15 protein-coding genes are annotated in these 14,749 nt (G+C 69.1%); 4 read left to right on the forward strand and 11 right to left on the reverse strand.

Features of this window, described 5'->3' with window-relative positions:
* Positions 1 to 351, reverse strand: a 351-nt coding sequence (locus ABD882_RS19065) for a DUF222 domain-containing protein (protein ID WP_425563310.1), incomplete at its 3' end; no start/stop codon positions are given.
* 576 nt (positions 352 to 927) lie between these two features.
* Between ABD882_RS19065 and ABD882_RS00050 the strand changes: the two genes are divergently transcribed.
* Entirely contained in the window at positions 928 to 1,542 is a 615-nt protein-coding gene (locus tag ABD882_RS00050; RefSeq protein WP_345183075.1) for a hypothetical protein, read from the forward strand.
* A 42-nt stretch (positions 1,543 to 1,584) separates the two neighbouring features.
* Here ABD882_RS00050 and pth read toward each other — a convergent pair whose 3' ends face one another.
* Both pth and ABD882_RS00060 read right to left on the reverse strand, forming a co-directional pair.
* Positions 1,585 to 2,166 (reverse strand): aminoacyl-tRNA hydrolase, encoded by a 582-nt coding sequence (gene pth / locus ABD882_RS00055; RefSeq protein WP_345183078.1) that lies wholly within the window; start codon positions 2,164 to 2,166, stop codon positions 1,585 to 1,587.
* A gap of 154 nt (positions 2,167 to 2,320) precedes the next feature.
* Positions 2,321 to 2,908, reverse strand: coding sequence for a 50S ribosomal protein L25/general stress protein Ctc (locus ABD882_RS00060; protein ID WP_345183080.1), 588 nt, complete (start codon positions 2,906 to 2,908; stop codon positions 2,321 to 2,323).
* 190 nt (positions 2,909 to 3,098) lie between these two features.
* On the opposite strand from ABD882_RS00060, the gene ABD882_RS00065 reads away from it, so the two are divergent.
* Complete coding sequence (locus tag ABD882_RS00065) at positions 3,099 to 3,224, forward strand: hypothetical protein (protein WP_345183082.1); 126 nt, start codon at positions 3,099 to 3,101, stop codon at positions 3,222 to 3,224.
* Between the two features lie 66 nt (positions 3,225 to 3,290).
* Here the strand turns inward: ABD882_RS00065 and ABD882_RS00070 are convergent, their stop codons facing one another.
* The 5 genes from ABD882_RS00070 to ABD882_RS00090 form a co-directional block, all read right to left on the reverse strand.
* Positions 3,291 to 4,004, reverse strand: a complete 714-nt coding sequence (locus ABD882_RS00070; RefSeq protein ID WP_345183084.1) for an ABC transporter ATP-binding protein — start codon at positions 4,002 to 4,004, stop codon at positions 3,291 to 3,293.
* The gene (locus ABD882_RS00075; RefSeq protein WP_345183087.1) at positions 3,991 to 4,890 is read right to left on the reverse strand and encodes an ABC transporter ATP-binding protein; all 900 of its coding nucleotides are present in this window, start codon (positions 4,888 to 4,890) and stop codon (positions 3,991 to 3,993) included. The genes ABD882_RS00070 and ABD882_RS00075 overlap by 14 nt, the downstream gene beginning before the upstream one ends.
* Positions 4,887 to 6,074, reverse strand: coding sequence for a branched-chain amino acid ABC transporter permease (locus ABD882_RS00080; protein ID WP_345183089.1), 1,188 nt, complete (start codon positions 6,072 to 6,074; stop codon positions 4,887 to 4,889). Before ABD882_RS00080 ends, ABD882_RS00075 begins: the two co-directional genes overlap by 4 nt.
* Positions 6,071 to 7,087 (reverse strand): branched-chain amino acid ABC transporter permease, encoded by a 1,017-nt coding sequence (locus ABD882_RS00085; protein ID WP_345183091.1) that lies wholly within the window; start codon positions 7,085 to 7,087, stop codon positions 6,071 to 6,073. Before ABD882_RS00085 ends, ABD882_RS00080 begins: the two co-directional genes overlap by 4 nt.
* A gap of 100 nt (positions 7,088 to 7,187) precedes the next feature.
* Positions 7,188 to 8,408 (reverse strand): branched-chain amino acid ABC transporter substrate-binding protein, encoded by a 1,221-nt coding sequence (locus ABD882_RS00090; protein ID WP_345183094.1) that lies wholly within the window; start codon positions 8,406 to 8,408, stop codon positions 7,188 to 7,190.
* A gap of 264 nt (positions 8,409 to 8,672) precedes the next feature.
* On the opposite strand from ABD882_RS00090, the gene gndA reads away from it, so the two are divergent.
* Complete coding sequence (gene gndA, locus ABD882_RS00095; RefSeq protein ID WP_345183096.1) at positions 8,673 to 10,121, forward strand: NADP-dependent phosphogluconate dehydrogenase; 1,449 nt, start codon at positions 8,673 to 8,675, stop codon at positions 10,119 to 10,121.
* A gap of 122 nt (positions 10,122 to 10,243) precedes the next feature.
* Here gndA and ABD882_RS00100 read toward each other — a convergent pair whose 3' ends face one another.
* The 3 genes from ABD882_RS00100 to ABD882_RS00110 all read right to left on the reverse strand — a co-directional run bounded on the left by ABD882_RS00100 (position 10,244) and on the right by ABD882_RS00110 (position 13,924).
* Positions 10,244 to 10,948 (reverse strand): ABC transporter ATP-binding protein, encoded by a 705-nt coding sequence (locus tag ABD882_RS00100; protein WP_345183098.1) that lies wholly within the window; start codon positions 10,946 to 10,948, stop codon positions 10,244 to 10,246.
* 56 nt (positions 10,949 to 11,004) lie between these two features.
* Positions 11,005 to 12,531, reverse strand: a complete 1,527-nt coding sequence (locus ABD882_RS00105; protein WP_345183100.1) for an FtsX-like permease family protein — start codon at positions 12,529 to 12,531, stop codon at positions 11,005 to 11,007.
* A 115-nt stretch (positions 12,532 to 12,646) separates the two neighbouring features.
* Complete coding sequence (locus ABD882_RS00110; RefSeq protein ID WP_345183102.1) at positions 12,647 to 13,924, reverse strand: FAD-binding oxidoreductase; 1,278 nt, start codon at positions 13,922 to 13,924, stop codon at positions 12,647 to 12,649.
* A 77-nt stretch (positions 13,925 to 14,001) separates the two neighbouring features.
* On the opposite strand from ABD882_RS00110, the gene ABD882_RS00115 reads away from it, so the two are divergent.
* Positions 14,002 to 14,736, forward strand: coding sequence for a response regulator transcription factor (locus ABD882_RS00115; protein ID WP_345183104.1), 735 nt, complete (start codon positions 14,002 to 14,004; stop codon positions 14,734 to 14,736).
* Positions 14,737 to 14,749: the final 13 nt, after the last annotated feature.

Consider the following 14,749-nt stretch of genomic DNA (forward strand, 5'->3'; position numbering starts at 1 on the left):
CTGCAACTGTCCCGCCACCTCCGGCAGCAGCCCGCCCCGGATCGGCACCAACCCGTCCCGGGCACGCCCCAGGGTGATGCCCCGGTTCCGGTTCGCGCGGGCATCCTCGGGTTCGGCCCCGTCCGGGTCCAGGGCGAGCATCAACGCTCGTGCATAGTCGGCGAGCTCATCCGTGGTCGGGGCAGGGCCCGGGCGCCCGTGCTCATCCCGCATGTCCAACCCGCGGGCGGTGTCCGCGAGGAGCCGGTCCACGGCGTCGCGTTGGGTGGTGCTGATCCGGTTCCCGGCCCGCTCGACTGGGCCGGTCGCGGCCAGCAACCCGGTCACCGACACCACCCCGTCCCGCAACACCGCACCGAGCGCCGGGAACCGGGGAGGGAAGCAAGTCGCCCGTGGACAACTGGGTGCCCTGGTACACAGCGTCGCCGGCGGTCACATACCTCCGGGCGGTGCCCGCATCCACCCGCAGGGTGCGTCGCAGCAGTTCGGTCACATCCCGACACCCCGCCGCCGACGACACCCGTTCGACGGACAGCCGACAATCCCGATCCGCCACCTCCCCGGTGACGGTGGTGAGCACCGCATCCACCCGGCGCTGCACCTGCCCCAGCATCTGCAGCAGGCCGACCAGTTCCGCGGCTGTGGCGTGCTCGAACTGTCGGCCCATCTGCACCGACCCGCACACCCCCGCAAGCAGCTGCTCCAACTGCTCGAGGGTGTCTGCCGTGGTCGAGGTCATACCCCCATTTAACCCGGGGCCACCGACATTCAAACCCCAGATCCCGATACATAACCGAACTGTGCAGAACTTCTCGAAAGTGCTGCCTGTGCAGGACCAACAGGCCGCTGCAACACGTCCCTCCGACAGGCTCAGAACCGGCAGGACTATCGAAACGCGGGACCCGGACGCCGCCCTAGGATGAGGGCGTGACCGATCCGCAGCAGCCCTGGCCCGTACCGCCGCCCGCCACACCAGGCTCGCCCGCCGCGCCTCCGGCCCCGCCGATGAATCCGTACACCGCTCCCGCTCCGTACGCACCGCCCGTTCAGCAGCCGGGGAGCCCCGTGCCGCCTGTTCCGGTCTATCAGGCCCCGCCCGGCGCCTTCGCCGGCCCCGCAGCCGGCTACGCAGCGCCCTACGCCCCCGCCGCGACGCCACCGCACGGGCCGGCGCTCGGACGCATCGCTTTGATTCTCTCGCTCGTCGCGACCGTCGCCCTCACCGCCGTTGCTGCCGTGCTGGCCTGGCAGATCGCACGGGGTGCCTCGGCGTCGGTCAGTGTGAGCTCGTTCGAGTCCGGCAGCCTCGCCTTCCTGACGCCCGTGCGCGACCTGGTGCTGTGGTTCGAGATCACCGGATGGACGGCGACCGCGATCGGGATCTGGGCCCTCGTCCAGGGGATCGTGTCGATCGCCAAGCGACGCGGGCGCGGTGCGGGCATCGCCGCCGTCATCATCGCCGGCATCGGCCCGGTCGTGTTCGTGGGCGTGGCCTATCTGGCCGTGCTCCTCGGCGCGGTCGTGGGACTCGGCGCACGCTGACCGAGAGGGCCGATCCAAACGCCGCGCGCCCGGATCCGATCCTCAGCGCGGCGCGTGATGCTTCTGCTGCGCAGCGACCAGGCCCTCGCCGATGAGCTGCTCCACGGCGTCCGCCGCATCCGAGACCAAGATCGGCAGATTCGCCCGCTCCGCGGACGCGAACGGCGACAGCACCCAGTCCGCCGGATCCTGACGCCCCGGGGGACGTCCGATGCCGACCCGCACCCGCGGGAACTCCGGCGTCGTGAGCGCCTGCGCGACGTCGCGGATGCCGTTGTGGCCGCCGTGACCGCCGCCGACCTTGAGCTTGATCGTGTCGAACGGGATGTCGAGCTCGTCGTGCACGAGGATCACCCGCTCCGGATCGACCGAGTAGAACCGCACGAGAGCGGCGACCGGGGTGCCGGAGACGTTCATGTAGGTGTTCGGCTTGGCGAGCACGATCTTGTCGCCGCCGGGGCGCAGCCAGGTCTCCACGACCCGTGCCCCGCCCTTGTGCTCGCGGAAGGTCTCACCGCGCCGCGCGGCGAGTTCGTCGACCACCAGCTGCCCGACGTTGTGCCGGGTCGCCGCATACTTCGCTCCGGGGTTGCCGAGCCCGACCACCAGCCACGTCTGCGCCATGACGACCATCCTTCCGGATCCTCGGCGATCGCGAAACGACCGCTCTCATGGAGCGCCGCCGCAGGACGACGGCACTCGCTGAAACGGCGAAGGGAGGCGCGAACGGATCGCGCCTCCCTTCGCCGTATGCAGTGCGGGGAGGGTGCCGCCGGGATTACTCCGCAGCGGCCGGAGCCTCTGCGGACTCCTCGGACTCCGCAGCAGCAGCCTGCGCGGAGACGGCGACGATGAGCAGCTCGGGGTCGGCGGCCAGGGTGACACCCTGGGGCAGCTTCACGTCGGCGGCGGTGATGTGCGCGCCCTCTTCGAGGCCCTCGACCGAGACCTCGACGTTCTCCGGGATGTGGGTGGCCTCGGCCTCGACGGCGAGGTGCGTGTTCTCCAGCTGCACGATAGTGCCCGCGAACGCCTCACCCACGACGACGATGGGGAGCTCGATCGAGACCTTCTCGCCCTTCTTCACGACCAGCAGGTCGATGTGCTCGATGATCTGGTGCACCGGGTCCTTCTGCACGTCCTTGACCAGGGCGAGCTCGGCGCGGCCCTCGATGTCGAGCTCGAGCAGCGCGTTGGCGCGGCGGATGATCAGCGTGACCTGGTGGCCCGGCAGCGCGACGTGCACCGGGTCGGTGCCGTGGCCGTAGATGACCGCGGGGATCTGACCGTTCGCGCGCAGGCGGCGGGCGAAGCCCTTGCCGAAGCCCGTGCGAAGCTCTGCGGTGACCTTGGTGTCTTCCGACATGATGTTCTCCTTGTTCACGCGCGGCCTCGGGCTGCGCGGTGGTCTGGGTGCGTCGTCTCGGCACGACGGAAAGGAGAGCAGGAGCTCGCCGCGTCGATCACGGATGTGCGCGCACGCGCGCCATCCCTCGCCGAGGACCTGTCCATGTTACCCGACTTCCCTGCGCCACGCGGACGCTAGGCTGTAGGGCATGACCGATGGTGCATTCCTCTCCGAAGCGCTGGCCTGGCTGATCGGCCTGATGGCCGTGGGCGCGACCGTGCTCTGCTTCGGCGCCCTCTTCTCCATGGGCCGTTCCGGCTACCGCAAGGACTGACACCCACACGAAGAACCGCGTCGCCCTCTCGGACGACGCGGTTCTGATGGTGAGACCCTGCGGCCTTCAGCCGACGCCGAGGTAGGCCTCCTTGACGGCCGGATCCGCGAGCAGCTCCCGGCCCGTCCCGGTGCGGGTGATCGCGCCGGTCTCCAGCACGAACGCGCGGTGGGCGCGGGCGAGCGCCTGGTTCGCGTTCTGCTCGACGAGCAGCACGGTCGTGCCCTGCGCGTTGATCTCCGTGATGATCTTGAAGATCTGCCGGATGAACTGCGGCGCGAGCCCCATCGAAGGCTCGTCCAGCAGCAGCACGCGCGGCTGCGACATGAGCGCACGGCCGATCGCGAGCATCTGCTGCTCGCCACCGGACATCGTGCCGCCGAGCTGCTTCTTGCGCTCGTCCAGGCGCGGGAAGAGCGAGAACACCCGCTCATACGACTCAGCGACCCCCGACTTGTTCTTCAGGCCGAAGGTGCCCATGTCGAGGTTCTCCAGCACCGTCATTCCCGGGAAGATCCCGCGGCCTTCCGGCGCCTGGGAGATCCCCAGCATGACGCGCAGGTGCGCCTTCATCTTCGTGATGTCCTGACCCTCGAACAGGATGGAGCCGCTCGACGGGTTCAGCAATCCGGAGATCGTGCGCATCGTGGTCGTCTTGCCCGCGCCGTTCGCGCCGATCAGCGAGACGATCTCGCCCTCCTCCACGGAGAAGGAGATGTCGTGGATCGCCTTGATCCGCCCGTAGTGGACGGCGACGTCCTTCAGCTCAAGCAGCGTCATCTTCGGGCTCCCCCAGGTAGGCGGCGATCACACGCGGATCGTTGCGGATGGCGGTGGGCACGTCGTCGGCGAGCTTGCGGCCGAACTCCAGCACCACGATGCGGTCGGTGACTCCCATCACCAGCTTCATGTCGTGCTCGATGAGCAGCACCGTGTAGCCCTCGTCGCGGATGGCCCGGATGAGGGCCATCAGCTCCTCCTTCTCCGCCGGGTTGAAGCCGGCGGCCGGCTCGTCCAGGCAAAGCAGCTTGGGATCCGTGGCGAGAGCCCGCGCGATCTCGAGACGGCGCTGCGATCCGTAGGACAGATCCCGCGAACGCTTCTGCGCATGCTGCGCGATGCCGACGAACTCGAGCAGCGACATCGCGCGGTCCACCGAGCTCTTCTCCTCGCGGATGTGCCGCGGCGAACGCACGAGCGCACCGGGCACCGAGGTGCGGTGCCGGGCGTCCAGGCCCACCACGACGTTCTCCAGCGCCGTCATCTCGCCGAAGAGGCGGATGTTCTGGAAGGTGCGGGCGAGCCCCATCCGCGTGATCTGGTGCTGCTTGCGGCCCTTGACCGACTGCCCCTCGAGGAGCACGTCGCCGCTCGTGGGCCGGTAGACGCCGGTCATCGCGTTGAAGCACGTCGTCTTTCCGGCGCCGTTCGGGCCGATGAGCCCGAGGATCTCGCCGCGCTTGATGTCGAACGTCACGTTGTCGAGGGCGGTCAGGCCGCCGAAGCGGATCGTGAGGCCCTTCACCTCGACGAGCTTCTCACCGACCTCGACTTCGATCTCGCGCTCCGACTCCGCGCCCTCGACGAGGGGTGGCACCTCCCCGGCCGCGATGTCGGGCTCGGCGCCGTCGACGACCGGCTCGAGGTTCTCGTTCTGGTCTGTCATGACGCGCTCCCTTCCGGTGCCGCCGTATCGGCTTTCGGCGGTTTCGGTGGCGCTATCCACTCGACCGCCTTCCGGGAATACGCCATCAGCCGCATCTTCGCCGGAACCAGGCCTTGCGAACGGTAGATCATCAGGATCACGAGCGCGACGCCGAAGATCAGGTACTTGTAGTCGGCGATCGCGGTGAAGCGCAGCGGGATGTACGCCACGATCGCACCACCCAGGATCGCGCCGACCTTGTTGCCGGTGCCGCCGAGCACGACTGCGGCGAGGAACAGGATCGAGGTCTGCACGTCGAACTTCTGGTTGTTCACGAAGCCGACCTGGCCGGCGAACAGCGCACCGGAGAGGCCGCCGACGCTGGCGCCGATCGCGAACGCCCAGACCTTGTACTTGAAGGTGGGCACGCCCATGGTCTCTGCGGCATCCTCGTCCTCGCGGATCGCGATCCAGGCACGGCCGACCCGCGACCGCTCCAGGTTGCCGACGAGCAGCAGGATGATGATCAGGATCGTCACGGTCAGCCAGTACCAGGGCGTGCCGTTCGAGTTCGCGAAGATCGGGATGCCGTTCGGGCCGTCGCCCGGCGGGCGCCCGACGTTCTGGAACCCGACCTGGCCCTTCATCGCCGGGATGATGGTCGCCAGGATCCGCACGATCTCACCGAAGCCGAGCGTCACGATTGCGAGATAGTCACCGCGGAGGCGCAGCGTCGGCACGCCCAGCACCACGCCGAAGATCATCGCGATCACCATCGCCAGCGGGAGGGTCCACAGGTACGGGATCTTTAGGTACGGCGAGTCAGGGCTGGTGAACATCGCCGCGGTGTACGAGCCGACCGCGAAGAAGGCGACGTAGCCGAGGTCGAGGAGTCCCGCGTAGCCGACCACGACGTTCAGTCCGACCGCGACGAGCGCGTACACGGCCATCGCGAACAGCGTCAGCGGCCAGTCGTTGCCGGGCGAGGTCGACAGCGGGAAGAAGTTGATGAACGGCATCGCGTACGCGATCGCGACCGGGATGAGCATCCACGCCCACTGCGCGGGCCGGGACAGCTCGTTCCAGCGCTCGCGGATGCCGCGGAACGGTCCGCGGCGCACGGTGACGACGGATTCGGTCTCGATCGCCTCGCGCGTCGACTCCGCGGTCGGGAGGGGACGGGGGCCGTCGGATGAGGTGCTCATGCCTTGCTCCTTCCGAGGGTGGTGCCGAGGATTCCGGTGGGTCGCACCAGCAGCACGAGGACCAGGATGACGAACGCGACGACGTCGGCCCACTGCGCGTCCCCCAGCAGGATCTGCCCGTAGTTGCCGACGACGCCGAGCAGGATGCCGCCGAGCAGCGCTCCGCGCACGTTGCCGATGCCGCCGAGGACGGCTGCGGCGAACGCCTTGACGCCGAGGATGAACCCGCCGTTGTAGATCACGCCGGACGGAACCAGCATCACGTAGAACAGCGCTGCCGCACCGGCGAGCAGGCCGCCGATGATGAACGTGATCATGATGGTGCGTTCTTTCGAGACGCCCATCAGGGTCGCGGTGTCCGGATCCTGCGCGACGGCACGGATGCCGCGGCCGGTCCGGCTGCGGCGGATGAACATGTCGGTGCCGACCATGAGGATGATCGCCGCGAGCACGATGATGATCTGCTGGTTGTTGATGATCGTGCCGAACACGTCGAAGATCGGCGTCGGGATGAACATCGTCACGGCCGGCTGCGCGTTGGCGCCGCCGATGAACGGCAGGAAGATCAGGTACTGGATCGCGAACGAGACGCCGATCGCGGTGATCAGGAACGCGAGCCTCGGCGCGTTGCGTCTGCGCAGCGGTCTGTAGGCCACCCGCTCGACGATGAACGCCGTCGCCGCGGAGGCGAGCATGCCGACCACGAGTGCCAGCAGGAGATCCATGATGATCGCGGCCGGACCGATCGTCGGCGCGCTCGGGCCGAAGCCGAGCGAGGTCAGCGTGATGACCACGCCGTACGCACCAACGATGAAGACCTCGGAGTGCGCGAAGTTGATGAGGGTCAGCACGCCGTAGACGAGCGTATAGCCGACCGCGATGAGGCCGTAGACGGCACCGAAGGTCAGTCCGTCGAAGGTGGCGCTCCAGAAGTTCTGGAACAGGGCGTTGACATCGAAGTTGATCCAGGACGAGTCCGCATGCACGACGGACAGGGCGACGAGCTCCAGCATTCAGGTTCGCTTCCACAGGGGGCGCTTCGTTGCGCCGGGAAAGAGCAGGGGGAAAGAGGATCCCGCGGCGCGATGCACGCATCGCGCCGCGGGATCGCGATCACTGACCGATCGGGCCGATGTAGGCGATCTTGCCGCTGTCGACCTTGTAGCCGTAGACCGCGGGCGCCTGCAGCTCGCCCGTGGAGTCCCACTTGTAGTGCTTGCTCAGACCGTCCTTGTCGTAGTTCTTCACCCAGCCCTTGAGGTCGGCGCGGCTGGTCTTGCCCGCGTCGATGCCGCTCAGCAGCACGGTCGCCGCGTCGTAGCCCTCGATCGAGTAGGTGCCGGGCTCGGCGTTCCAGGCCGCCTTGTACTGACCCTCGAACGTCGTCAACAGCTCGCCCGGGATGCAGGGGCAGGTGAAGTACGCGTTCTTCGACGCGTCGCCGGCCAGCTTGATGAACTGGTCGTCCTTCACGCCGTCGGGGCCGACGAACGAGCCGGTGTAGCCCTTCGCGACGAGCTGCTGGTCGAACGGCGCAGCCTCCGCGTAGTAGCCGGCGTAGTAGACCGCGTCGGGCTTCGCGTTCATGATCTTGGAGATCACGGCCGAGAAGTCCTTCTGACCGGTGGTGACCTTGTCGCCGCCGACCTTCGCCGAGCCGAGCGCCGTGCTGGTCGCGTTGGCCAGGCCGATGCCGTAGTCGGAGTCGTCCTGCACGAGGTAGACCTTCTTGGCCTTCAGCGTGTCGGTGACGAACTTCGCGGCGGCGGGACCCTGCTGGGAGTCGTTGCCGAGGCCGCGGAAGAAGGTCGACCAGCCGTTCTTGGTCAGGTCCGGGTTCGTGGCGGACGGGGTGATGTGCACCAGCCCCTGCTGCTCGAAGATGTTTCCGGTCGCCTTCGACTCGCCGGAGAACGGCAGGCCGACGACGCCGACGATATCCGCCTCGCTGACAGCCTGGGTGACCGGGCCGGTCGCCTTGTTCGGGTCGCCCTCGGTGTCGAACTTCTTGAACGCGACCTGGCAGCCCGGGTTCGCCTTGTTGTGCTGGTCGATCGCGAGCTGCACACCGTTGAAGATGTTGATGCCGAGCTGCGCGTTCGGACCGGTCTCGGCGCCGATGTAGCCGATGGTGAGGTTGGAGCAGGTGGCCTTGCCGTCGCCCGCGGGCAGGACCGCGTCCTTCGGCGTGTCCACCGAGGTCACGGTCGGGACGTTGAGCCCGCCGCCTCCGCTGGTGGACGTCGGTGTGCCGCCGGCCTGGTTCGCACAGCCGGCCAGCAGGAACAGCGCCGCTGCTGCTGCGACACCCGCGATGGCTTTCTTTCGCATCATTGTGATTGCCTTCCGATTCGGGTCGCCCGCGATCTGCTTCGATCGCCGACATCTTCGAGGTGTGGTGAGCGTACCTCGGCTCACGCGCCCCGCGCACGACATTAGTCCGACGGCGTCCAGTTTTCGCCCGGTAACGCACCACGATTGTTCGGATCGTTACATGCCGTTCAGCTCGTGCACCCGGCTCGACGCACGCATCGAGCGAACCGGGCAACCGCGATACGCTGAGTCCCATCCCCCACCGGCCATCCTGAGGAGACCCCCGTGCCCCCTGCCGCAGCCAACATCGGAGTCGTCGGACTCGCCGTCATGGGCTCGAATCTCGCCCGCAACCTCGCCAGTCGCGAGGGCAACACCGTGGCGATCTTCAACCGCAGCCGCGCGAAGACCGACGAGCTGGTCACCGCGCACCCCGAAGCCGGGTTCCTCCCGACCTTCTCCTACCAGGAGTTCGCCGACAGCCTGCAGAAGCCGCGCACCGCGATCATCATGGTCAAAGCCGGCGCGGGCACCGACGCCGTGATCGACGAGCTCGTGAAGGTCTTCGAGCCGGGCGACATCATCGTCGACGGCGGCAACGCGTACTTCCCCGACACGATCCGCCGGGAGAAGACGGTCCGCGCCACCGGGATCAACTTCGTCGGCGCCGGGATCTCCGGCGGCGAGGAAGGCGCGCTGACCGGCCCCTCGATCATGCCCGGCGGATCCGACGAGTCCTGGGTCACGCTCGGCCCGATCCTGCGCTCCATCGCCGCGATCGCCGAGGGCGAGCCCTGCGTCACGCACGTCGGTCACGACGGCGCCGGGCACTTCGTGAAGATGGTGCACAACGGCATCGAATACGCCGACATGCAGCTCATCGCTGAGGCGTACGACCTCATCCGCCGCGGCACCGGCAAGACGCCCGCCGAGATCGCGGAGATCTTCGCCGAGTGGAACCGCGGGGAGCTCGAGTCGTATCTGATCGAGATCACCGCCGAGGTGCTGCGCCAGGTCGATGCGGCCACCGGCGCGCCGCTCGTGGATGTCATCCTCGATCAGGCGGGCGCCAAGGGCACCGGCGCGTGGACGGTGCAGACCGCGCTCGCGCTGGGCGTGCCGGTCTCCGGCATCGCCGAGGCGACCTTCGCCCGCTCGCTGAGCTCGCACCCCGAGCAGCGCGCGGTCGCCGCGATCCTCCCCGGCCCCGACGAGGAGTTCACCGTCAGCGACGAAGCCGCCTTCATCGAAGACGTGCGGTTGGCGTTGTACGCGTCGAAGATCGTCGCGTACTCGCAGGGCTTCGACGAGATCCGCACCGGCGCCGCCGAGTACGGGTGGAACATCGACCTCGGCGCGATCAGCAAGATCTGGCGCGGCGGCTGCATCATCCGCGCGCAGTTCCTGAACCGCATCGCCGACGCCTACGCCGAGACGCCTGATCTGCCCGTGCTGATGACCGCGCCGTACTTCGCCGAGGCGATCGGCCGCGCGCAGTCCGCGTGGCGCCGCGTGGTCGTGGCCGCGGCGCAGGCCGGGATCCCCGCTCCCGCGTTCTCGTCCTCGCTGTCGTACTACGACGGGATCCGCGCCGACCGCCTGCCCGCCGCACTCGTGCAGGGCCAGCGCGACTTCTTCGGCGCGCACACCTACAAGCGCATCGACAAGCCCGGCACCTTCCACACCCAGTGGTCGGGCGACCGCACCGAGATCGAAGCCGAAGACACCCACTGACCCCGGCCCCCTTCGACCCGCCACCAACCCGCGAGACTGCATCTGGGCGGCGAGACTGCAGCAACTAGCTGCTGTCTCGCCGCGCCGTTGCAGTCTCGCCGTCAATGGGGGGCGGGTGGGGGTCACTCCTGCTTCAGGTGGCCGTTCTTCAGGCGCAGACGTCGGTGCGCCCGCGTGGCCACGGCGGAGTCGTGCGTGACGACGATGAGCGTCAGGCCGCCGGCGCAGAGCGACTCGAGCAGGTCGAGGATCTCGTCGCGCATCTCCTCGTCGAGGTTGCCCGTGGGCTCGTCGGCGAGCAGCACGCGCGGGCTCTTCACGATGGCCCGCGCGATCGCGACGCGCTGCTGCTGGCCGCCGGAGAGCTCGCCCGGCAGGTGATCGTCGCGATCGGCGAGTCCGACGTGCGCGAGCGCCTCCTCCACTCTGGTGCGCCGCTCATCCGCCGGGATCCGCAGCGGCACGAGCGCCATCGCGACGTTCTCGCGAGCCGTGAGGGTCGGGATCAGGTTGAACCCCTGGAAGACGAAGCCGATCTCCTCGGCGCGGATCCGTCCGAGCTCCTTGTTCGACGCCGAGGACAGCTCGGTGTCGCCCAGGATCAGCGACCCCCCGGAGGGCCGGTCCAGGGCGCCGAGGAGCTGCAGCAGCGTCGACTTGCCCCCGCCGGTCGGCCCCTGGATCGTGACGAACTCGCCGGCGCCGATCTCGGCGGTCACCCCGATCAGCGGGGTCACCGACTTCCCGTTGCCCTTGTAGGTGCGGGTCACCCCGGTCAGCCGGTACAGCGCCGGCGCCTCGGCCGGCACGCTCTCGATGGTGCTCATGGTGTCCTCCTGTGCGGTCGTCTGCGTCTGTGCCGTCGTCTGATTCTCCTGGGCGCTCATGCGGCGGACCGCAGGGCTTCCGCGGGGCTCAGCCGGGCCGCGCGCCAGCCGCCGATCGCGCCGGCGATGAGCCCGGCGAGGATCGCGAGGCCGACGGCGGCGATGAGGATCTCGACGCTGAGCGGCGCGTGCAGCACCACGTCCTGCACGGACTGGCCGATTCCTCGTCCGCCCGTGCCTCCTCCCCCGCCCGCGGCTCCGGGGAAGCCTCCGCCCGCTCCGGTGCCGCCGGCTCCGGCTCCGCCCGCACCTCGGCGGGTGAATCCGGAGGCGGTCGAGCCGGAGATCGTCGGGTGCATCACGTTCACGATCAGGATCCCGGCCACGCCGACCGCGAGACCCGCGACGCCGCCGATCAGGCCCTGCACGAGAGACTCCCCGGCGACCTGGCGCACGATGCGGCCGTTGGACCAGCCGATCGCCTTGAGCGTGCCGAACTCGCGGGTGCGGCGGGCGACGCCGGAGAGCGTGAACAGCACCGCGAGCAGCACGGCCACGACGAGCACGATGATCGACAGCCACGTGCCCAGCCCGGAGATCAGGCCGGCCGCGCTGGACAGAGATCCGGAGACGGTGGACGCGAGCTCGGCCTGCGAGCTCACGGTCGCGGTCGGCAGCGCCTTGGTCAGAGCCGTCTGCAGCGTGTCGATCTGCGACGATGACGTCGCCTTCACGTACACCGTGGAGACCACGTCACCGGTGCTCGCGAGCTTCTGCGCCGTGTCGAGCGGGATGTAGACGTTCGCGGCGGTGTCCGCCGAGTCGGAGGAGGACGCCACGATGCCGACGATCGAGACCGTGGATCCGCCGACGTTGATCGTGCCGCCGACCGACAGGCTCTTCGAGGTGGCGTAGGTGCTGTCCACGAGTGCGACGAGCTGGCCGTTGTCGGAGGTGGTCAGAGTGCGGCCGGACGAGACCTTGACCGAGGAGAGCGGACCGACGGTCGAGCCCGCCGCCGGATCGACGCCGAGCACGGTGAACGAGTTGATGCCGAATCGGCCGCCGCCGAACCCGCCCCGCTTTCCGGTGCCGCCCTCACCCGTGCCCGCGGTACCGCCGGTCGAGGGCTGCTGCGCGCCGGAGGTGGCGCCCTGCTGCACCTGGCCGTCGAAGTTCAGGTTGGTCAGGCTGAGCGCGCCGGTCGAGGCCGCCACTCCCGAGGTCGTCGTGACGGTCTTCACCGCGGTGGTGTCGAGCGTCCCGCGAGCGGGCGAGGCGCGCAGGACCGACTGGTTCAGCGTGGTGCTCCCGCCGTCGGCGCTGCTGGTCCCGCCACCCGCACCGAAGTCGAAGCGCTGACCGCCGGTGTCACTGCCCCTGGCCGCCTGAGCGCCCGTCACCGTCAGATCGGTGCCGACGCCGTACACGCTCGCGAGAGCCTGCGTCTGCGCGTCACGGACGCCTGCGGACAGTGCGTTCACGACGATCACCAGCGCGATCGCGACCGCCAGGCCGACGGCGACGATCACCGTCTGCTTCTTCCGCCCAGCCAATTCCCGGCGCAGGTAGGTCCCGTACATGGTTCTCCTCATCGTTCACAGCGATAGAGGTGACGCTAGGAGCCCGGCCTTGGGGCGGATGATGACGAATCTATGCGCGCGCTAAGGCACTGTCGTCGGTCCTGGCGGGACGCCGTCAGGACCCCGGTGCGATGTTGTGGTTGCGGGTGAACAGGTTCTGCGGATCCCACTGCGCCTTCAGCTCGCGCAGCCGTCCCCATGCCGGGGCGGTGTGGAAGTCGGCGGTGCTGGTGATCGAGGCGGGGTTCGTGAAGTTCGAGTAGGCCGCGAGCCGGCCCTCCGCGATCTCCGCGAGCTCGGTGCGTACCCGGGTGCGGGTGTCGTCGTCGAGCATGCCCGGCAGATCGAAGACGATCGCCATCGCGAACCATGTCGCGCTCCGCCCCGGGAACGCCGTCGCCTCCTCCGCCACCTCGCCGAACGCGCCGCCCAGCGACCGCAGGAAGATCGCGGAGGCGGGGTGGGCCCGCCGCACGGCGACGAGGCGGTCGATGAGGGCGTCGTCGAGCTGGCCGTACAGGCCTGTCACCGAGAGCACCGGCGCACCGGGGTCGTCCGGATCGTGCGGCATGTCGAGCAGCACGTCAGCGTAGGCCTGCGGGGCGAGGGATCCGCGCACCCCGTCGAGCGCGGTCAGCGGCGCCAGTGCCACGGCGGCATCGGCCTGGTCCGTGCCCGCCCAGACGACCCCGAGCCGTGCACCGGCCGGAGCGCTCGGATCCATCGCCGGCACATCCATGTAGGTCGCCGTCAGCGCATGCGGCGCGTCGGCCAGGGTCTCCCTCACGGCACGCAGGAACTCGCCCTGGTCGCCGTCCGTGCTGAACTCCCCCGCCACGACTCCTGCCAGCTCTCGCGCCTCGAAGTCGAGCCGAGTGACGACGCCGAAGTTTCCGCCCCCTCCTCGGATCGCCCAGAACAGGTCGCCGTGCTCGTGCTCCGACACCTCGAGCAGCCGCCCGTCGGCGGTCACGAGCTGCACTGCCCGCAGCTGATCGATCGCCAGGCCGCGGTCGCGCACGAGCACGCCGATCCCGCCGCCGACCACGAGCCCGGCGACCCCCACAGAGGCGGTGTCGCCGGAGCTGATGCCGAGCCCGTGCGGAGCGAGCGCGCGGGCCACCTCGCCCCAGAGCGCTCCGGCGCCGATCCGGACGATCCGCCCCTGCGCGCTCGGCTCGCCCACGTCGATGCCGTCGAGTTCGCGCAGATCGATCGTCAGACCGCCGGGCTCGGGCTTCCAGTACCCGTGCCCGCCGCTGCGGACGGTCAGCGAACGCCCTTCCCGGGCGGCGCGGGTCACGGCGAAGGCGACCTGGGCGGCGTCACGCGGGCGGAGGATCTCGGCGCGGTTGTCTGTGATGGCGGGTGCGGCGGTCTTCGAGTCACTCATGACGGGGACGATAATCGGCACCACCGACATTCGCACTCTCATAGTCGGCTCATAGGAATTTGAGGAGAATGGTCATCATGAACGATCACGCCACTGAGTTGCGTCGCCCCGATGGCTCTGCCCTGCGGATCCTCGCGGTCGACGACGAGCCGATGCTCACCGACCTCCTCGCGATGGCCCTCCGCATGGAGGGCTGGGAGGTCCGCACGGCGGGATCCGGCCTCGAGGCGCTGCAGGTGGCGCGCGACTTCGGACCCGACGCGCTGGTCCTCGATGTGATGATGCCCGATCTGGACGGGCTCGGGGTCCTCAAGCGCCTGCGCGAGCAGGGGAACATGGTCCCCGTGCTGTTCCTCACCGCGAAAGACGCGGTGGGCGACCGGATCGCGGGACTCACCGCCGGCGGCGACGATTACGTCACCAAGCCGTTCAGCCTCGAGGAGGTGGTGGCGCGGCTGCGGGCCGTGATCCGCCGATCCGGCGGCGCCATGACCGACGCCAGCGACTCGATCCTGCAGGTCGGCGACCTCACGCTCAACGAGGACAGCCACGAGGTCGTCCGCGACGGAGACGAGATCGAGCTGACCGCGACCGAGTTCGAGCTGCTGCGCTTCCTGATGCGCAACGAGCGCCGGGTGCTGTCCAAGGCGCAGATCCTGGATCGGGTGTGGAGCTACGACTTCGGCGGACGCTCGAGCGTCGTCGAGCTGTACATCTCGTACCTGCGCAAGAAGCTCGACGCCGGGCGCGACGTCCCGCTGATCCACACCGTGCGCGGTGTGGGCTACATGATCAAGACCCCGCAGCAGTGATCCGAGCCCGCCG

This window comes from Microbacterium panaciterrae, from assembly GCF_039541635.1.
GTDB classification, from domain to species: domain Bacteria; phylum Actinomycetota; class Actinomycetes; order Actinomycetales; family Microbacteriaceae; genus Microbacterium; species Microbacterium panaciterrae.